Origin of the sequence: Nostoc sp. (assembly GCF_036917235.1) — a bacterium.
GTDB lineage: Bacteria > Cyanobacteriota > Cyanobacteriia > Cyanobacteriales > Nostocaceae > Nostoc.
The window spans coordinates 84648-105744 of record NZ_JBALDU010000114.1; the positions used below are offsets into that span (position 1 = coordinate 84648).

15 protein-coding genes are annotated in these 21097 nt (G+C 42.4%); 9 read left to right on the forward strand and 6 right to left on the reverse strand.

All coding sequences use genetic code 11. The annotated features are described in order from the left end of the window. Positions 1-4: 4 nt before the first annotated feature. From V7K44_RS32605 to V7K44_RS32615, 3 genes are all read right to left on the reverse strand, one after another. The gene (locus tag V7K44_RS32605) at positions 5-709 is read right to left on the reverse strand and encodes a helix-hairpin-helix domain-containing protein (RefSeq protein WP_334938158.1); all 705 of its coding nucleotides are present in this window, start codon (positions 707-709) and stop codon (positions 5-7) included. 21 nt (positions 710-730) lie between these two features. Continuing rightward, positions 731-1129, reverse strand: a complete 399-nt coding sequence (locus V7K44_RS32610) for an NINE protein (protein WP_334938160.1) — start codon at positions 1127-1129, stop codon at positions 731-733. Between the two features lie 592 nt (positions 1130-1721). Next, positions 1722-2117: a hypothetical protein gene (locus V7K44_RS32615; RefSeq protein WP_334938162.1), complete on the reverse strand. Its 396-nt coding sequence runs from the start codon at positions 2115-2117 to the stop codon at positions 1722-1724. Between the two features lie 576 nt (positions 2118-2693). On the opposite strand from V7K44_RS32615, the gene V7K44_RS32620 reads away from it, so the two are divergent. The 3 genes from V7K44_RS32620 (at position 2694) to V7K44_RS32630 (ending at position 6316) form a co-directional block, all read left to right on the forward strand. Next, positions 2694-3050: a hypothetical protein gene (locus tag V7K44_RS32620; RefSeq protein WP_334938164.1), complete on the forward strand. Its 357-nt coding sequence runs from the start codon at positions 2694-2696 to the stop codon at positions 3048-3050. A 411-nt stretch (positions 3051-3461) separates the two neighbouring features. After that, positions 3462-4814: a histidine phosphatase family protein gene (locus V7K44_RS32625; protein WP_334938166.1), complete on the forward strand. Its 1353-nt coding sequence runs from the start codon at positions 3462-3464 to the stop codon at positions 4812-4814. Positions 4815-5011: 197 nt separating this feature from the next. Continuing rightward, positions 5012-6316, forward strand: coding sequence for a dihydroorotase (locus tag V7K44_RS32630; protein ID WP_334938168.1), 1305 nt, complete (start codon positions 5012-5014; stop codon positions 6314-6316). A gap of 359 nt (positions 6317-6675) precedes the next feature. Here V7K44_RS32630 and V7K44_RS32635 read toward each other — a convergent pair whose 3' ends face one another. After that, positions 6676-7200 (reverse strand): isochorismatase family cysteine hydrolase, encoded by a 525-nt coding sequence (locus V7K44_RS32635; protein ID WP_334938170.1) that lies wholly within the window; start codon positions 7198-7200, stop codon positions 6676-6678. A gap of 330 nt (positions 7201-7530) precedes the next feature. Here V7K44_RS32635 and V7K44_RS32640 point away from each other — a divergent pair, with 330 nt between their 5' ends. Then, positions 7531-13311 carry a PAS domain S-box protein gene (locus tag V7K44_RS32640; RefSeq protein WP_334938172.1) on the forward strand — a complete coding sequence of 1927 codons (5781 nt, stop codon included), beginning with the start codon at positions 7531-7533 and terminating at the stop codon, positions 13309-13311. Between the two features lie 12 nt (positions 13312-13323). Then, positions 13324-14403: a hybrid sensor histidine kinase/response regulator gene (locus V7K44_RS32645; protein WP_334938173.1), complete on the forward strand. Its 1080-nt coding sequence runs from the start codon at positions 13324-13326 to the stop codon at positions 14401-14403. A gap of 123 nt (positions 14404-14526) precedes the next feature. Here the strand turns inward: V7K44_RS32645 and V7K44_RS32650 are convergent, their stop codons facing one another. Then, on the reverse strand, positions 14527-15627 hold the full coding sequence (locus V7K44_RS32650) for a DUF6745 domain-containing protein (protein WP_334938175.1): 1101 nt from the start codon (positions 15625-15627) through the stop codon (positions 14527-14529). Then, positions 15614-15907 carry a hypothetical protein gene (locus V7K44_RS32655; protein ID WP_334938176.1) on the reverse strand — a complete coding sequence of 98 codons (294 nt, stop codon included), beginning with the start codon at positions 15905-15907 and terminating at the stop codon, positions 15614-15616. The genes V7K44_RS32650 and V7K44_RS32655 overlap by 14 nt, the downstream gene beginning before the upstream one ends. A gap of 436 nt (positions 15908-16343) precedes the next feature. On the opposite strand from V7K44_RS32655, the gene topA reads away from it, so the two are divergent. The 4 genes from topA (at position 16344) to V7K44_RS32675 (ending at position 21056) form a co-directional block, all read left to right on the forward strand. Further along, the gene (gene topA, locus V7K44_RS32660; protein WP_334938178.1) at positions 16344-18995 is read left to right on the forward strand and encodes a type I DNA topoisomerase; all 2652 of its coding nucleotides are present in this window, start codon (positions 16344-16346) and stop codon (positions 18993-18995) included. Positions 18996-19417: 422 nt separating this feature from the next. Beyond that, positions 19418-19558, forward strand: a complete 141-nt coding sequence (locus V7K44_RS32665; protein WP_012410890.1) for a hypothetical protein — start codon at positions 19418-19420, stop codon at positions 19556-19558. A gap of 7 nt (positions 19559-19565) precedes the next feature. Continuing rightward, positions 19566-20027 (forward strand): type II 3-dehydroquinate dehydratase, encoded by a 462-nt coding sequence (aroQ, locus tag V7K44_RS32670; RefSeq protein ID WP_334938180.1) that lies wholly within the window; start codon positions 19566-19568, stop codon positions 20025-20027. Positions 20028-20111: 84 nt separating this feature from the next. Further along, positions 20112-21056, forward strand: coding sequence for an ADP-ribosylglycohydrolase family protein (locus V7K44_RS32675; RefSeq protein WP_334938182.1), 945 nt, complete (start codon positions 20112-20114; stop codon positions 21054-21056). Positions 21057-21097 lie beyond the last annotated feature (41 nt).

The following is a 21097-nucleotide window of genomic DNA, read 5'->3' on the forward strand; positions in this document are numbered from 1 at the left end:
GAGTCTAGGCTATGTGACGATAAGTATTAAACGGTAATCCAGTGCGCTGCTTCACATCAATCAATGATTTATACTCACCTCGTTGCTGCCTTTCGGCAACAATTTGTTCTGCGATCGCACCATCCAATCCACAGGTAATTAATTCATCAGTTGAATATGTGTTTAATCGTTTCCAAGAAAAATCAGCTTCTTTTTTGTAGTTGTAGCCAAAAGTAATCAGTGGTGTAATGCGAGTTACCTGCTTTTCGGGAATTCCGGCTATTTCTATTAACTCTTCTATATGAGTAAAAACATATCCCTCATTCATCAATGATTCGATGTTATTTGCATAAACTATCGGTAGCCCTAAATAATTAACTAATTCATGTTTAGAGCATTCATTAATATCTATTTTATCACGACTATTCGCAACTAAATTTGCTAACTCTTGTTCTTCTGGAACTGGCAAATTCTTCGGATAACTTTTGATTAAATAAGATTTCTTGAGATAGAACGCAATACCAATTTGAGCCATCCAGACAGCAAAAGCTAAACTATTTGCCGATAAAGCTAAAGCTAAAATAGAGATGCTAATTCCTAGAACAACCCAAGTTTTCGTCTTAGATTTATAACCTGCATAGACAATCGCAAATCCCCCGAATGTCGGGATTAATGATAACCACACCCAAGCAGGAGTTTGTTGAAACCAAGATTTAGATTGTGAGATCATAAATCGACTAATGATTTTAATTTATAAAGATTTCAGAAGGTTTTGGCGCTTTTCTTCATACTCTTCTGCGGTAATTATCCCAGAATCAAAAAGAGTTTTTAAATCAGCTAATGCACTGGTTGCATCTTTTGCAGAGACGGCTCCACCTGTGCTTGCGATAACTTGATTATATTTTGTATTGAATTCGGGATCTGGCATCAAAACTAGGATGAAGAACTCAACAAAGGCTATTAAAGATGGAATACAAGTCCAAAAAAACAATAAGTACAAAATACCTGCTACGTTTTCTCCTAAATAAAATTTGTGGATTCCCAGCCACCCGCCAAAAAAGCAAAGTATAATTGCTGTAGATTTAGTCTTCATAACATTTACTTCCTTAATTAACTCTAATAAATATCTATTGGCATATAATACAACCAAATTTTTTGACCTTTTTTGATTATTTATGTGTTTTGCTAGTGATTTTTGCCGTCAAAAAATAAATAACGATTATACATAACTGAGATTCCATTAAGACTAAATATCCTTTCACTATGTAGTTTAAATCTAGGTTGGAATTAAAATAAAAAATTAGAGAACCAATTGCTAGATATGGAACTAAACGCAACTGATGAAGTTTGAGTTTGAGTCTTTGGTTATTCAAGTCGCTCATCAGTGGATAAAGTTATGTTGAGCAATAGTTGCTGATAAACAATCGATCGGTTATTACAAATTTGTTTGGTTTAACAGATATTGACTGCTATTTAAAGCTAATTTTAGTTAATTTTTATCTATTAAACCTCATGAATTTTACCGACTTTACTTATAGGCACATCAATAGATTTACGTAAAGTTTCTGATGACTAAAGTAAAATACACAGCATAAAAATCACTAAAGTTTTGCATTGTTGCTTTTCTAGACAACAAAACTATGTAAAATTCAAGTATGACACCGATCGGGAGTTCTTGTTCATGCCTAAAATCTTGCTAAAAACAAGCTTCAGTAGCGGCAGACTTTAATTTTAGGACGCTTTTATACAGTTGTAGCATTCTTAGCAACTGCTTCCTCTGAAATCGATCTCAAGCGTGTTGCTCTGCTTTTACGGATGCGATCGCTTTTGCGAACACCACCCGCCATCTGATATTCATGGCTATCTTTGCCGTACTTAAAAGCAACTCCTAGGAGCATTTTTTCACTCAGATCGCTCAAAGTTTTTTCCAACTCTTTCATCTCACTTTTATAAGAGTCAATCACAGCCAGAGTGGTATTATAAGCATCTATTTTACTGCGGTACTGTTGAATAACTTGTGCGACATTTTGCAAGTTGCGAGCATCCCCAAAATCCATGCTGGGATCGATTGCTTTGAGTCCGGCGATTCTCAATTCAGCTTTTTCTAGAACGCGATATGTACGCTTTTGACGAGGCATAATGATGTTATTTTTAAGTGTTATAGAGCTAGCTTGCCTTACTAAAGCCTAATTTTGGTTGGGTAAAATCCACATACTTTAGTGTTTATTGTAACAATTTACTCAGCAATATTAACTAAATCTATGATGTTTATAACGAAAATCGTAGTGATAGTAACTAAATTTGTAAAATTGTAACGAAAATTATGATGTTTGTTACAAAAATTGTAGTGATGGTAACTAAACTTGTTATTGTTAGTAACAAATTTGTAAGATTGTAACAAAAATTGTAGTAGTGGTAATTAAAACAGCTTCACCTAAGCGATCGCTCTACTGCGATTGTTAAATATCCCTGGTTTCATCCTGGCATATCTCAATGAATGTAACTGCGATCGCTAAGAAACTTAACCAGATAATCTAACTTCCAAAGAAATGCCAAAGTTATAACTTGTTAATGCCTACAACAGCCAAAATCATTGACACGCTAAGTATCTATACAATACCATTATTATAGTTAAACCTAACGATAGAGTTGATTAAAATACTTTTTCCAGAGAATAATAGATAAGCAATATTAAAATAATTTGGATAAAACAAATGAACACCAAAATTATTGCTTTCTTAGGGATTACGGCAGCCTTTACAAGCTTAGGAAGCCAAGTCTACGCTCAATTGCCAGCATCAAACTCAAATCCCGGACAATATAGATTAACTGGTGATTCTCTACTTGGAATCGATAAGAAAACAGCCCAAGATGACTTTAGGAGTTTTTTTGAGCAAACTAATCCAGCAACTCTTTCTAACCGTAATAATAGAAGAGAAAATAAAACTCCAGCCAAAATCCGCTTTAACGAATCATTATCACAGCCAGACACTTCAATTTTCTTAACACCGGCTCAGTCAGACAGTGACAATGATGGATTGCAAGTCCAGTTAGATATAGGGAGAGAGTAAGCAAGTATAAAGGCTGACGTTGTAGTTTTAATTAATTATGCCTTGCCCAAAATGTTTGCTGATAATTTGTCAAGTTTCAATTAGTAAGGTAAACAAGTTCGTAGTAAAGACTTTAGTCTTTAATTTTCTAAGCACTAAAGTCCTTGCTATAAACTTTTCATTACTAGCTTAAATATTTTAATAGGCACAATTACAATATTGTGACTACATCATTTTAACTCTTGTATTTATACTTAAATCAAAACAGCTTTATTATAAAATATCGTTCAGACAACGGCAGTTTTAGCCAATCGTTTTGTCTCCTCTAACAGAATAAAATTTTGCACCTGACTCAATCCGCCTTCCTGAGTCGATAATTATGCAATCGTTTTGCAGTAAAATTAATCGTCAAGATAAGAGGAGGGCTTTGAGATGACTCGTGTCATCATTGTGCGCCACGGTCAAAGCGGTTATAACACCGAGCGGCGTATCCAAGGACGCACTGATGCGTCAACATTAACCGAAAAAGGTCGTAACGATGCAAGTCTAGTAGGCAAAGCCCTCAGCAATATCTTATTTAATGCGATTTACAGCAGTCCCTTACAACGAGCGAAACACACAGCAGATATTATCCATAGTGAGTTAGCGACTCATGCTGAACAATCTGCTGTACTCCAAGTTTCTGATTTGCTGCTAGAAATCGACCTACCTTTATGGGAAGCACTGCTAACTTCTGAAGTCAAGCAGAAATTTGCCGAAGACTACCGCACTTGGCATCAACGTCCCGACGAACTGCGGATGCTGCTTAATGATGCACAAGGAACAAGAGAACACTTTCCTGTTCTTGCTTTATACGAACAAGCACGGCAGTTTTGGCAAGAAATTTTGTCTCAACATCAAGGCGAAACTATTCTCATCGTGGGACATAACGGAATTAATCGCGCCCTGATTAGCACAGCGCTAGGAATCCCTCCCAGTCGTTACCACTCAATACAGCAATCTAACTGTGGCATCACCGTATTAAATTTTGCTGGAGGATTGGGCGAACCAGTCCAGCTAGAATCCTTAAATCAGACGCAACACACCGGAGAATCTTTACCCTCATTGCGACCGGATCATCAAGGAGTACGATTGTTGCTAGTGCGTCATGGGGAAACTGACTGGAATCGCCAAACCCGGTTTCAAGGTCAAATTGATGTCCCCCTCAACGACAACGGTAGACAACAGTCGCAAAAAGCAGGCGAATTTCTCCAAGACGTAGAGATTCATTTTGCTGTCAGTAGCACAATGCTGCGCCCTAAAGAAACAGCAGAGATTATCTTAAAACAACATCCGAATGTCAAGTTAGAATTGCAAGATGGTTTAAGAGAAATCAGTCATGGTCTCTGGGAAGGAAAATTAGAAACAGAGATAGAGCAAGAGTTTCCGGGAGAATTGCAGCGATGGCGGCTGATACCAACGCAAGTGCAAATGCCTGAAGGGGAGAATTTGCAACAAGTGTGGGAGCGTAGTGTTGCAGCTTGGCAATCAATTCTGCAAGCAGCATCAAATAATCAATTCAAAACTGTATTAGTAGTAGCTCATGACGCTACTAACAAAACCTTGCTTTGTCACATTCTGGGTTTATCGCTGGAAAACTTCTGGAGTTTTCGCCAGGGGAACGGTGCAGTTAGTGTTATCGACTACCCTGCTGGAATCGATGGTTTACCAGTACTGCAAGCGATGAATATCACCTATCACTTTGGTGGAGGCGTACTTGATAAAACAGCAGCGGGAGCGTTGTGAGTGCTGAGTGCTGAGTGCTGAGTGAGGAGTGAGAAGTTAGGAATTACGAATAAATTTATAAGCAAGGAATTAGAAGTGAGGAATAAAGTTAGAAGCAATGATTGAGGAACAAATAACTCATAACTCCTAACTCCTAACTCATAACTTTTCACTCTCACTCTTGACTCATAACCCTTAACTCATAACTAAAAACTTTTATGACTGAACTGCTGCAAAAAGTACGAGTGATTGACCCTGTTTCTGAAATCGACGAACTCTTTGATGTGCTGATTGCTGATGGTTATATCCGAGAAGTGGCTTCGCACATTTCTGACATCGCTTCCGATACTCAAATCAGAGATTGTCAAGGATTAGTTCTCGGGCCTGGATTAGTTGATTTGTACAGCCACTCTGGTGAACCTGGCTTTGAAGAACGAGAAACCCTTTCGTCTTTCTTACAAGCTGCTGCTGCTGGCGGCTTTACTAGAGTTAGCATTTTACCCGATACATCCCCAGTTATTGATAACCCTGCGCTTGTGGCACAGTTGCAGCAGAAGAGGGTAGAGGGGCAGAGGGGCAGAGGGGTAGAGAAGAGTTTGTCTCCCCTGTTCCCTCGCTCCCCTGCTCCCCTGCTTCATATCTGGGGTGCTATCACCGTAGATGTTGCTGGGAAACAGATGACGGAATTGGCAGATTTAGCGTCGGCTGGAGTTGTTGGTTTTACTGATGGTAAGCCTTTAGAAAATTTGGCGCTGGTGCGGCGAGTCTTAGAGTATCTCCAGCCGTTGGGCAAACCAGTTGCATTTTGGCCTAGCGACCGCCAGTTAACAGCAAATGGTGTAATGAGAGAAGGGACAAATGCTCTCCGTTTTGGTTTACCCCCAATCCCCGCCAGTGCTGAAACAACTGCGATCGCAGCTATGCTGGAATTGGTTGCAACCATCGGTACACCAGTCCATATCATGCGTGTCTCTACAGCTCGCAGCGTGGAATTAATTGCTTCAGCTAAAGCGGCTGGTTTACCCATCACCGCCAGCACCACCTGGATGCACCTTTTACTTGATACTAAAGCAGTTAAGAGTTATAACACCAGCTTGCATTTAGACCCGCCTTTAGGAAATCCTCGTGATATGGTGGCGTTGCGTGCGGGGGTACGTGTGGGTGTAATTGATGCGATCGCTATCGATCACACACCCTATAGCTACGAAGAAAAAGTCCAAGCCTTTGCCGAAGCGCCTCCAGGAGCAATTGGTTTAGAATTAGCACTACCTCTTTTATGGCAATATCTTGTTGAAACTGAGGAATTTACAGCTTTAGAATTATGGCGGGCATTGAGTACCAATCCAGCAGAGTGTTTGGGGCAGAAAGTAAGTGCAATTCTACCTCATCAACCAGCAGAACTTACTTTATTTGATCCCCAGAAACCCTGGAAAGTCGAACGTAAAAGTCTTTATACACTTTCACAAAATACACCTTGGTTAGGACAACAGTTGAAAGGTCATGTTGTGCAAACTTGGTGTTGAAAAAGCGTACTTAAAACTACGGAATATAACTCAATACGGTTCAGTTAAGCGTAAGACTTTTTTTTAACGAACCGCAAAGGACGCATTCGCGCAGCGTCTCGTAGAGAAGGACGCGAAGGAAGAGAATAAAGAGAAGCTTAACTGAACTGTATTGGAATATAACTAATCCCTAAAAGATTAAGATAGATTTCCCTTACTGCCTGAATTACTATTTTGTAAATTTCTATTTTACTGTATCTCTTCAATTGCCATAGTCTTTTGAGTAAATGACTAAGCTTTAAAACATCGGACTATGTTCATAAGACTAACCCTTGCGTAGGCATCGCACCAGCTTCACGATATTAGCGATGATACAAGGCTTATAACATCTCCTCAAGAACCTCATCAGTCATCTTAATTTGGTTTTTTCCTATATTACGCTTCAGCAAAAAAATACCTGCATCATGTGCTTCCTGACCACCGTGACTAGAGCAAGCATCCTCGATAATCACTGGTTCAAGACCACGCTCAAAAGAATCAATTGCTGTTTTGAAAATACAGCTATCAGTTGCAATTCCACAAAGATATATTTTGCTGATTTTATTAATAAAAATAAAACTCGAAAAACTTTCCGTAAATGCGGAGTAATAAGGCTTGTCAAAAATATTATTTGTATATGGCTGAAGTTCATCAATAATGCTCGTCTCTGATTCTTGCATCAATCTTGACCAATGAATTAGTTTTACATAATTACTATCAGCAGTATTGATAAATCTTGTGAATTCAACAAGTTTTCCATCTGCTAAAAATCGCTTGATTAGTTTAATAATAGTAGGAATAATATGTCTGCATTTCTCAGACATAAAACCGTTTTGCATGTCTACTACAAGAAGTATTTCGCTCATTTGTGCCAGAATTTATTTAGATTAAGAATTACGACGTGAAACAAAACAATATTATAAACTCCATCTGCTAGAGTTGTAGGCGATGTAATACAACAGATCGTGGAACGGACAAAAGCGCCAAATCCTGATCGTGTTAGGGAAATTTGCTAGATTATTGCCAAGCGGAACAAGTGTGTTTTATTGCTTCTAGAGCAACCCTGATTGAGCAAGTTATGTCTTAGATTCAAGACTCTCCAGGCTGAAGCCTGGAGAGTGTCACATCAGGCTATTGACACGATGATATCGAGCTATAATTTTTTTGAAACGCGATCGCGTTTGTATTTTTAAGTTATGAGTCATCCTTCTTGCCTCACGATCTTGCTGATTGATGATTGCGCTGAAGATCGGGAAGCATATCGTCGCTTTTTAGAGCAAGACAGCCTGTATACCTACCGCATTTTGGAGTTTGAGACGCCAACGCCAGCACTGAAATGGTGTCAACAGGAGATACCAGATATCATTTTGCTGAATTTTTTGTTACTCGATGGCGATGGGCTGAAGTTTATTCAGCAGTTTCGGGAATGCCATAGCAATACCCAAACTGCTGTAATTATGCTGACAGCACAAGGGGATGAAATTACTGCTGTCCGTGCGATGAAAAGTGGTGTGCAAGATTATCTGCTTAAAAAGAAACTCACGGCTGAAGTTCTTCAAGGTGCAATTCATCATGCCATTGAACGGATGGATTTGATTCGACAGTTAGAACAAAGTCAGGAACAACAGCAACTGATTGCTGCGATCGCCTTACGGATTCGTCAGTCTCTTAAACTAGAAGAGATTCTGCGTACCATAGCAACAGAAGTACGGCAGTTTTTGAAAGCAGACCGAGTAGTTGTCTATCAATTTCAGCCGGAGATGAGCGGTACAATTGCGGCAGAGTCAGTGCTTCCAGGTTGGACAGTGGCTTTGGGACAGCAGATTTTGGAGACCTGCTTTCAAGAAGGAGCCGCAAGTGATTATCGCCAAGGGAAAAAACGAGCAATCGACGATATTTATCAAGCTGGCTTAACGAATTGTCATTTGCAACTTCTAGAACAATTTGAAGTCAAAGCCAATTTGGTAGTACCTATTTTAGTCAAAGAGCAATTATGGGGATTATTAATTGCTCATCAATGTAGTGCATCTCGCCACTGGCAATCAGTAGAACTAGATTTGTTGGATCAACTAGCGGTGCAAATAGCGATCGCCATTCAACAGGGAAGTTCTTCTGAACAACTACAGGCAGAACTGGCAGAACGCCAACGGACAGAAGCAGCGCTAAAAGCCAGTGAAGACAAACTCAAGCTTACCCTGAATTTTGCTGGTATTGGCTATTGGGAGTTGAACCCAATCACCAATCAAATATTTGCCAGTGAGAATGCAATTCACTGTTTTGGTTCCGATTTGAGTGATGTGAACTGGACTTATGAAAAGTGGCTCAATCAACTACATCCAGAGGATCGGGAATGGGTTGAGCAGGAATTGAGGCAGGCGATCGCCACCCAAACCGATTACGCTGTGGAATATCGAGTTGTCTGGCAAGATGGCAGCATTCATTGGGTATCGGCAAAAGGACGGGGAGTTTACGACACAACCGGACAACTACTGCGAATGCTGGGCGTACTAATAGATATCACAGAACGCAAGCTCTCAGAGGAAGACCGGCGGCGTGCCCAGATGCTGCGAATTGAATTACATCTTCTGGAGCAGATTCTTGAAATCGGGCTAGCAGGTTACTGGGACTGGGATATTCCCGGCAATCAGGAATACTTGAGCTTAACCTTCAAGCAGATGTTTGGCTATGAAGATTATGAATTATCAAATACACCAGAGAGTTGGCAACGCCTGATTTTTCCAGAGGATTTACCAGGTGTTCTGCAACTTTTTGAGCAACACGTCCAAAGTCGCGGAAAAATCCCCTTTTACAATGAGGTGAGATACCGACATAAGGATGGTTCTACCGTTTGGGTCATTTGTTCCGGTCGTGTAATTGCCTGGGATCGAGACGTCAATCCCTTGCGGATGATTGGTTGCCATGTTGACATTACACAACGCAAACAAGTAGAAGCTCAATTATTAGCGATCGCTAATTTGCAACAAGCTATTTTAGATGGCACCGACTATGCCATTATTCTTAATAACTCAAATGGTATCCAAATTTTCAATGCGGCTGCTCAGAAAATGTTGGGCTACAAAGCAAATGAAGTTGTTCGGCAAATAAGTCCAACTACATTTCACGACCCAGAGGAACTCAACCAACGAGCAGCAGAACTCTCGTTAGAATTGGGTAGGGAAATTGCACCCGGTAGAGATTTTTTTACTATTGTCACTCAAGACGGAAGCACCTATGAAAACGAATGGACTTATATTCGCAAAGATAGCTCTCGTTTCCCTGTATTTCTGTCGGTGAAAATTCTCCAGGATCTGGAAGGACAGAATATCGGATTTTTGAGTATTGCCAAAGATATTACCCAGCAAAAACAAATAGAGACAGCCCTTCGAGATAGCGAACTCCGTTATGCACATCTGGCAGAAGCGGCTCCTGTAGCTATTTTCCGGCTGGATGCCGTTGGTAACTGCATCTATGCTAACGACCGCTGGAGTAAGATGAGTGGTAGACCAACACAGGCAGCATTGGGGATGGGTTGGTTACAGGCCTTGCACCCAGAAGACGCCGAGCGTCTGGGGAGGGAATGGTCTCTAAAATTTAAGCAAGAACGTGTTAACCCAAGGGAATTCTATCAGAGTGAGGGCAGACATCTACGCCCAGATGGCAGCATCAACTGGTTCTATATCCAAGTACTACCTGAAATCAACACCAACGACACCATTATCGGCTACATCGGCACACTCACAGATATTAGCGAACGCAAACAAGCAGAAGAACAGCTGCATCGTCTCTCCGAACGCCTAACCATAGCAATCGGCTCTGGAGGATTTGGTATTTGGGAATATGATTTCGTCCAGGCAAAGCAGATTTGGGACGATCGTATGTACGAACTATATGGAGTGAGCAACGCTGATTATAACGGTTCTTTTGATGCTTGGTTGAACTGTCTGTACCCGGACGATCGCCCTTATATGCTAAGAACCATAGAGCAAGTTCTGCAAGGAAAGCAAGAATATAATGTCGAGTTCCGCATCGTTCAACCAAGTGGAGAAATTCGTTATCTGAAAGGGTATGCTATTGTCAAGCGTGACCAGCAGGGTGAACCTGTACGGATGATTGGGGTTAACTATGATATCAGCGAACGGCAAGCCGCGCTACGCGATCGCAAACAAGCCGAACAAGAACTCATCCACAATCGGGATTTGCGAGAAGCAATTTTTAACGAATCAGCCGATGCCATTTTCCTGGTCGATCCGCAAACGCTGCTGACTCTAGATTGCAATCGGCGGGCAGTGGAAATGTTTGAGGCGGTTGACAAAGCTGAATTAGTCAATATCAATGGGCAGACACTCCAACTGCGTCCATTCACTGCCAAGGAAACAGATGCGATCGTCAGAGATATGCAGTCAAAAGGTGTCTGGAGCCTAGAGATTGAATATATTACTCTTCAGGGTAAGATTTTCTGGGGAAACATTGCAGCCAAACCGATTACTGTCGCCGGACGTACCATGCATCTAGTCCGAATAACTGATATAAGCGAACGGAAAGAGGCACAAGAGGCATTGGCAAAATATGCCCATGAAGTTGAAGATTTGTACAATAATGCTCCCTGTGGCTACCATTCCCTCGACAGCGAAGGCCGATTGGTCAAGGTAAACGAGACTGAACTGCAATGGTTGGGTTATACCCGTGAGCAAATGATTGGCCGACCTGTGGTGAATTTTTTTACCCAAGCCAGTCGCTTGTCCTTCGCGCAAAACTATCCTCACTTCAAAAAACAGGGTTCAGTGAAGGATTTGGAGTTGGACATAGTTTGTAAAGATGGCACAGTTTTTCCAGTGCTGGTAAGCGCTACTGCTGTCAGGGATGCTGAGGGAAACTATCTATACAGCCGCACCACCCTATTTGATATCCGTGAACGCAAACAAACCGCGCAAGAACTGGAAGAATCACGCAAAATGCTGCAAACGGTACTAGATACATTTCCGCAACGTGTTTTCTGGAAAGACCGCCAATCGCGGTTTATTGGTTGCAATCCAGCATTTATCCGCCATTCTCAACTGACAGCCCATGAGATCCTTGGCAAGACCGATTTTGAATTACCTTGGGCAAATTTGGCACACCTCTACTGTGCAGACGATATGATGGTGATGAACACTCGAACACCTAAACTAGGCTATGAAGAGCCATTTGAAGGGTCTAATGGCGAACAACTCTGGCTGCGAACTAATAAAGTTCCCCTAACTAATAGTGCAGGTGAGGTGATTGGCGTAGTAGTATCTCACGAAGATATCACAGAACGCAAACAAGCCGAAGCACAATTACGGCAAACGAATGAGCAGCTTGCTAACGCCAATATGGAACTTGCCCGCGCCACTCGCCTCAAAGACGAATTTCTCGCAAACATGAGCCATGAACTGCGAACACCTCTCAATGCGATTTTGGGTATGTCAGAGGGCTTACAAGAAAGTGTATTCGGCTCCATTAATGAAAGACAAGCAAAAGCGATCGCCACTATTGAGCGCAGTGGCAGACATTTACTAGAACTAATCAACGACATTCTAGACTTGTCTAAAATTGAATCTGGCAAACTGGAACTGCAACTAAGTGATGTTTCTGTTAGGAGCCTGTGTGATACCAGCCTTGCCTTTGTCAAACAGATGGCTTTGAAAAAAAGTATTCGTCTTAGTACTCATATTTCTGACAATATTGACAGCATCCAAGTAGACGATCGCCGCCTGCGTCAAGTACTAATCAACCTGTTAAGTAACGCCGTCAAATTTACGCCAGAACGGGGATGTGTAACGCTAGAAGTCAGGCTGGAGAGGGCAGGGGAGCAGAGGGGCAAGGGAGCAGAGGGGCAGGGGAGCAGAGGGGCAGGGGAAGTAAATTCTGCTTTGTCTTCCTCATCTTCCCCAGATATTTGCTTCCGTATCACTGACACCGGCATCGGTATCGCCTCTGAAGAAATTGGCAAGCTGTTTCAGCCTTTTATCCAACTTGACAGCAGCCTCAATCGCCAATACAGTGGCACAGGTCTAGGTTTGGCACTGGTACAAAAGATTATTAACCTACATGGAGGAACCGTCTTAGTTAGCAGTGAAGTTGGAAAGGGAAGTTGTTTTACCGTCCGCATTCCCTACCATAGCAGCGACAATCTTCTAAGAACGCAGGTAACTACTTCATTACCCAGCTATCCCTTACTTGTTGAAAATGCTCAAGTTTTAATTATTGAAGATTCTGTGGCGGCAGCCGATCAAATTACTCGTTACTTGAGCGAGATGGGAATGCAACCCATCATCTATTCTCAAGGTGAAGGAGCCGTAGAAGAAGTGCTGCGAGTTCAACCTGCTTTAATCATTCTCGATTTGCAACTACCGAACCTATCGGGTTGGGAGGTGCTAAATCAACTCAAGACCAACCCAAAAACCAAAGATATTCCAACGATCATCATTTCAGTTGTGGATGAGCATAGCAAAGGACTGGCTCAAGGAGCGTTTGAATATCTGGTCAAACCCATTACTCGCGCTCAACTTCAGGTAACTATAGAGAAACTACAACATCCTGCCCGTTTTAATTCGCCAAATCTAATTGTAGTGCCAGAAGTCTTTCTGGACACTCCCTTGATTTTGCTGGCAGAAGATAATCAACCAAATATTGACACAATGTCCGCCTATCTTGAAAGTCGAGGGTATCATCTCATTTTGGCAAACAATGGACAACAAGCTATTGACTTTATGAGAGTTGAACGCCCTGACTTAATTGTGATGGACATTCAAATGCCGGGAATGGATGGGTTGGAAGCCATCCGCCGCATTCGTAACGAACCACAATTTGTGCATATTCCCATAATTGCACTAACGGCATTAGCTATGCCCGGCGATCGCGAAACTTGTTTAGCAGTTGGGGCTAATGAATATTTGACCAAACCCATAAAACTAAAACAGCTTGTAACTACAATTCAACAACTTTTAGGAAGGTAGCGGAAATTCTCGATGGATAGTCAACCCTCTATTTTAGTAATCGATGATGAACCCGATAACTTTGATGTTATTGAAACTCTTCTCGATGGTGAAAACTACCAGCTATACTACGCTCCTAGTGGTCAACAAGCTCTAAACCGCCTCGATAGTTTTCAGCCCGATCTGATTTTATTAGATGTGATGATGCCCGATCTTGATGGGATGGAAGTCTGCCGACGCATCAAAGCCGATCCACAATGGCAAGCAGTGCCGATTATTATGGTGACAGCATTAACCGATAAAGAAGATTTGGCTCGATGTCTGGCGACGGGTGCAGATGATTTCATTAGTAAACCCGTTAATGGTGTGGAATTACGAGCCAGAGTTCATTCCATGTTGCGGATTAAACACCAGTACGACAGTATGCAAGTATTGCTCAAGCTGCGAGAAGACATGGTAAACATGATTGTGCACGATCTGCGAAATCCACTTACCAGTATTGTTTTAGGCGCAGAGATTCTGCGGTTGTCAAGTTTGTCACCTGAACAACAGCAAGGCAAAGTCGATCAAATTTTAGTTGCTGGACAACAACTGCAATCGTTAATCGATAGCTTGCTGATCGTGGCAAAGCTGAAATCTGGGAAAATGGTTCTCAACTATACAGAAGTAGACCTTTATACGCTGTGTATGTCAGCATTGGCAGGTATTGAGGCGATCGCTAATCAAAAGAACCTGACCCTGATACGCGAACTACCCGAACCTGGTGGTATTGTTGCAGTAGATGCAGTTATCTTTCGTCGAGTGCTGGATAATTTGCTCTCCAATGCCATTAAGTTCTCCCCGTCCAAGTCTCAAGTTACCCTACGGGGAGAGTATTTAGCAGCAGGTGGTGTAAAAGTGCAAGTCGCCGATTCTGGTTCGGGAGTAAGTCTGGAGTTACGACAAATCATTTTTGATAAGTATGAAATTGGAACTCCAATACCAGAAGTTTCGCAAATTGGTTTAGGATTGGCTTTCTGCAAAATGGCGATCGACGCACATTCTGGTACAATTACCATCGAAGATAATTATCCAAATGGTAGTATCTTCACTGTATTACTCAAAAATGAATAATTAACTCTCAAGTTACTGCATTTAAGAAATATAGTATACCCTTTCTGCTAATGTGATATCTAGCATAAATGGATCGTCATTACCTTTTTGAACAACTTCTAAATGGGGAAGTCCTTTAAGTAATTATGTTTGCACACCAAATTCCTCTGGATCAATTCCCCAATTTACCCAGCTAATTGCTTCACGCGCTGAATTTATATGTAGTGGAACTCGCAAGGCGTGAATAAACCCTGTACTAGGGCAAATCATTTTTAATAAATAAATCGGCTCGATATCCACATTTTTATCAATTCTTAATAGTGTATATTCTTGCCAGTTGTCTAATTCAATCGCTTGTAGTTCTTGGCAGATTCTAGCGTAACCGATACCCTCAATTAATACTCGCCGTAGTTCGGCGTTTTCCTCTGATAAAAGCCATTCCGCTTGCCATTGCTGTGGGTGAATTTTACCGTATTTTTCAGGTAAGGTTACGCCGTGGTAGGAGTACAAGCTATATCCATCAATAAATTCAATGGCTGGTTCGCCTTCCGCGTGGAGGCGATTTTGATTGTCAAACCGCAGATGAAGGGGGCGATCGCAGACAATACAAATATTTTTACCTGCGAAAATCCAGCCGCACTCTTTGACTACTGACTCAAAGGAATTCCATTTAGCTTGCTCATACACACAATTCAAAACCGAAATACAAAAATCATTAAAACTTGCACCGCAAGCTAATATTTCATATTCAATGCAGTCATCCTTGGCATTTTCCACTTCAAGTTGTAGTTGACTTTCCAATTGTCTGTCTAATTCGCTCCACAATTCCCAGCAATGGTTACAATTATTCAAACTATTCTCTAGTTTCATTGCTAATTCAAACCACAGTAGAGTATGAAGTTCGCCATCAATTTGTTTATATAATTCATCCTCTAGGTCGTTACATACGTTTGCAGGCGGTAGTTCATAAATACATAATTCCCCCCACAGAGCCGAACCACTATCCCAATCGCTACCAAGTTCTTGTAATAATTTGCTTAAAGTAGTTATCAAAGCAGCATTCGGGCTATCATAAAAAACTATCTCAGGTTCTTCCATACCAATCAAAACATAAGTAGCTTTGACTGCTTCCGCCGCTTTTTCACGATCAATTCGCTCAGTTGAAAGCGCGATCTCTCTCCACTTCTCCCGATAAACTGGAATCAAAGCCTCTTGCTCAGGCGTTAACTTTTCAATCAGCGACATATCGCCAACCTTCAGGCTCGTATTCCCGCTGAATTTTCACCATCCAGTCACCTTGAGGAATAGAAATAGCTTTATGCTCCTCATGGGCAAGCAATGCCGACTCTGAAAAAACACTTAAGTAAAGTGTGCTATCTTTTTCAGATAATTCCGCCTTACCCTCAGTAATTTGATGTTTGTGACCCGTAACTTCGCCTTCTGCCAAAGTTAAATGAGGTATTTTTTGTCCTTCAACCTGCTGCACAGGTAGTAAGATAACATCACCCTGACGAATTGGTAGCATAGTTCTGCTTTCCTAAGATGGGTACAAACCCCACTTCGCTTTTGCTCTCAAGTTTGATTTAATTTTGGCACAAGCTCTATGAAAGTAGGGCATTGGGTATGGAGAAGAGACAAGGTAGAAACTTGTTAAATAATTCCCCCTTGTCCCCTTGTCCCCCCATTCCCGATTCCCCAATTAAAGAATATTTTGAAAACTGTAGTCGCCAATTATGCGTTAGATAAGTTAAAGATTGAAATAGCTGGGAATTCAGACTCAGCGTACCCTCATTTATCCTCTGGGACAGACTGGGCATTAAGTTCAGCTGATTTTCTCCCAAGCAGACAGTTTATGTGAGGATTAAATCACCGCCCTAAGCGCGACTTAATCTTGACAATTTGCAAAAATTACCTCAATTTGACTGTTTAGCTTACTAGCTCTTCTTTTTATTGAAATTTCCATGTCAACTCTCGTCATCGTCGAATCTCCAACCAAAGCTCGCACCATTCGCAACTACCTGCCAGCAGGCTATCGGGTGGAGGCGTCTATGGGTCATGTGCGTGACCTACCGCAGTCAGCTAGTGAAATTCCTGCTGCCGTCAAAGGGGAATCATGGGCACAGCTAGGGGTAAATGTGGACGCCGACTTTGAACCGGTATATGTTGTCCCGAAAGACAAAAAGAAAATCGTCACCCAGCTCAAAGATGCCCTCAAAGATGTAGATGAACTGATTCTGGCAACGGACGAAGACCGGGAAGGCGAAAGCATTAGTTGGCATTTATACCAATTGCTGAAGCCGAAAGTTCCCACTAAGCGGATGGTGTTTCACGAAATTACCCAAGAAGCGATCAAAAAAGCTCTGAAAAACTGCCGCAATATTGATGAGCAGTTGGTTCGCGCCCAAGAAACGCGGCGGATTTTAGATCGACTGGTGGGCTATACCCTGTCTCCATTGCTGTGGAAAAAAATCGCCTGGGGATTATCTGCTGGGCGAGTGCAATCTGTAGCCGTGCGGCTTTTAGTCACTAGGGAACGCCAACGCCGCGCTTTCCATGAGGGTACGTACTGGGATTTGAAAGCTAGTTTGTCAAAGGAAAAAACCCCCTTTGCTGCCCAGCTGGTAACATTAGCAGGAACTAAAATCGCTAACGGCAGCGATTTTGACGCCACGACCGGAGAAATTACCGCAGGTCGCAATGTCTTGTTGCTAAACGTTGAACAAGCGGTAGCCCTCAAGGAACGCCTAACTGGGAAAACCTGGAATGTTAACGACATCGAAGAACGCCCTGTGACGCGCAAACCGTCGCCACCGTTCACCACCTCGACGTTGCAACAAGAATCTAACCGCAAACTGCGTCTCTCAGCTCGTGACACAATGCGGGTTGCCCAGAATTTGTACGAGCAAGGGTATATTACCTATATGCGGACAGATTCGGTGCATTTGTCAGATCAAGCGATCGCAGCTGCTCGGAGTTCTGTAGAAAAGCTCTACGGTCAACAATACCTCAGTCCCCAACCCCGGCAATACACCACCAAGTCCAAAGGCGCACAAGAGGCGCACGAAGCAATTCGTCCAGCAGGTAGCACCTTCCGCACCCCTCAAGAAACTCCTTTGGGTGGTCGAGAACTTGCTATCTACGATTTAATTTGGAAGCGGACTGTCGCTTGTCAAATGGCTGATTCCCGGCAAACTCAAATTAGCGTGCAATTGCAAGTTGAGGACGCTGGATTCCGTTCTTCTGGCAAACGGATTGAATTTCCTGGATACTTACGTGCCTACGTCGAAGGTTCAGACGACCCAGAAGCAGCACTGGAAGACCAGGAAGTAATTTTGCCGAATCTGAAAGTGGGCGATCGTCCGAATTGTACAGAACTGGAAGCAGTTGGGCACGAAACTCAACCGCCAGCTAGATACACCGAAGCTTCTTTGGTGAAAACTTTAGAAAGCGAAGGTATCGGTCGTCCCAGTACCTACGCCAGCATCATTGGCACAATCATCGACAAGGGTTATGCCCATTTGGTGACTAACGCTCTCATTCCCACCTTTACCGCTTTCGCCGTCACCGACTTGCTGGAAAAACATTTCCCGGACATTGTTGACCCCAGTTTCACCTCGAAGATGGAGCAAACCCTTGATGACATTGCCACAGGTGAAGTGAAATGGTTGCCCTACTTGCAGCAATTTTATCTGGGAGAAAAAGGGTTAGAAACCTTGGTAAAAGAACGGGAAAGTCAGATTGATGCCACCAAAGCGAGGACTGTAGAACTTGAGAATCTAGATGCCAAAGTCCGCATTGGTAAATATGGCCCTTATATTGAAGTCGAAAATGGTGAAGGAGTTATCACCGCTTCAATTCCCAAAGACCTGACACCATCTGACCTCGACCCCAAACAGGTAGAAGTATTGCTGCGGCAAAAAATCACCGGTCCTGACCAGGTAGGCCGCCATCCCGAAACTGGCGAACCGATTTATGTAAAAATTGGTGCTTATGGACCTTATGTCCAATTGGGTGACAAAACCGACGAAAACCCCAAACCGAAACAAGCCTCCCTACTCAAAGGTGTCACCCCAGAAACTGTTACCCTGGAGATGGCTGTTGGTCTGTTGGCGCTACCCCGGACATTAGGGGTTTATCCAGTTACTGGCGGCAAAATCCAAGCAAGTTTGGGACGCTTTGGCCCTTATGTGGTTCACGACCAGGGGAAGGAAGGAAAAGACTACCGCTCCCTGAAAGCTACTGATAATGTATTGGCAATTAGCCTAGAACGTGCATTGGAATTGTTATCCGAACCCAAAAAGGGACGCAGTTCCACCAACAGCAAGTCTAAGGCAGCCTTACGCGAATTGGGTACGCATCCAGAGGACGGGGAAACAATTAATATCTACGATGGCCCCTATGGTCCTTACATCAAGCATGGCAAAACTAATGTAAGTATCCCAGAAGGTCAAACGGTAGAAGATGTAACCCTGGCGGCGGCGCTGAGTTTGTTGGCAGCTAAGACATCGACTGGGAAATCGACTCGCAAAACGAGTAAATCAACGACTTCTAAATCTAAGTCAACAGCTAAATCCTCAACGACCGCTGCAAAGAAAAAGGGTACAGAAGGCTAGTGACAAGTCAAACAATTTTGGATTTTAGATTTACGCTAGAGTTAGCGACGTTCGCGCGCGCAGCGTCTCGCAGAGAAGAAGCGTCTTTTAGATTTATTTCGCCCATAACGGGCGAGGCATGAATCTCAAAATTCTCTTAATCCAAAATCTAAAATCTAAAATTCCTACTCAATAGTCTATCTAAAGTCCAATTTTTAACTCTTGACCCTTAATATCCATCCTTGATAGGATACAGTTCAGTAGGTTCAAGTGTGATACTCTAAAAAGTAAGGGAAAACACAACGCTAAATTTTAGAAGTGGCTTATGTCCCAAATGCGGGATTGTGTATCAGCCCGATTGGAAGCCAGAGGTGCGAAAGTATGTTTTTTTCTGCGTACCTGTTAATCAAAAATTGAGGTAGTATCTCAGGAGCGGTCAGTTCATGGACTATATAGAAAAGGTGCTGGAAAAGCTTAAGGAATTAGCTCGTAGGCTAATTGAAAGCCTATTAGGGCCAGAGGCTGAACCGGAACCGGAACTGATTCCGATTCCCGTGAACGATCGCTCGCGCCGTCGCCACTAACCCCAAAGTGGTAAACTCGACGTTACAACCCTTAAGTATTCTGGCACTGCATGGGCCAAACTTAAATTTGCTAGGACAGCGAGAACCAGGAATTTATGGTTCGTTAACACTAGCTGAAATTAACCGCCTGTTAGAAGAAGAAGCATTCAAATTACAGGCGAAAGTTTTTCCTTTGCAGTCAAATCATGAAGGACTTTTGGTAGATACTATTCATGGCGCGTTAGGGCAACATCAGGGAATTCTGATTAATGCAGGAGCGTATACCCACACAAGTGTGGCATTACGAGATGCGATCGCTGCTGTTAATTTACCCACCGTGGAAGTGCATCTGAGTAACATTTACCGTCGGGAAGATTTTCGCCATCATTCGTACATCGCCCCAGTTGCGATCGGGCAAATAAGTGGTTTTGGCGTTCAAAGTTACTTATTGGGCTTACAAGCTTTGGTGAATTATTTAAGAAAAGATTAAAAATAACTCAATTTTAAATTTGATATTTTGGATTTTGGATTAAATTATTCAATCCAAAATCTAAAATCCAAAATCCAAAATTGTATGCGTTACTCTCCTGTAAGTCGGTTTAAAGGAACTTTACTCGGAGCATTACTGGGGGAAAGTTTAGCTCCTGGTGGTAAAGTACAGTTTGAGAGTTACCCAGATTTAGGCAGAATGGCGGTTCTGGGTATCCAGAGTTTGATTGCGTTAGGTAGATTAGATTTAGATGATTGGATAGAGCGTCAGCAAGAAAAACCTCCTCATTTAGTAGCAACTGATGATATCTCGATAAAAATAATTATTGCCACACTACCAGTAGCACTTTTTTTTCACGAAAATCCAATTAAGCTCCGACAAAACTTGCTGCGTGTACTAAAAATCTGGGAGGATGATCCAGTAGTCAGGGATGGAACACTAGCAGTAGGATATGCGATCGCTCTTGCCTTAACTGAAAAACTTGACCCTATAACTCTTATCCCCCAAACAATTTCTTTTATCGGAGAAACACCGACATCAATACCAAAAAAATTATTAAGAGTCCAGAATTTATTAGAGCAAGGGGCTGGATTATCAACGGCGCAAGCTGAGTTTGCTAAGGAAGAAAAACTCAGTAACTCTATTGCGATGTCATTTTACTGCTTTTTGAGTACCTTGGAAGACTTTCGCCTTACACTTTTACAGGCTACTAATAATGACAATTCTCAAGTGCAAGATGCTACGCTTCTAAGCTCACAGGCTACAGGTGCAATTACTGGTGCTTTATCGGGAGCATATAACGGGACAGGCGGAATTCCCGTAAATTGGCAAGTCTTGCTCTTGCAGAGGAATTATCCAGTATGGGGACTAACTAGCTTTTCCCAAATGTTAGAATTGACCGATGCATTTGTGGCGGTGTGGTCAGGAGTGTATAATCTTACTTTAAACCCAAGGGAGTTAACAGAGGACGGATGTGAAGTAGCTCCGCTTTCAATTTACGCAGCTCCTCGCGTTATTCGATCGCGTTAATTCTTAATTAACCAGATAAGGGGTTAAAAGTAGGCAAACTT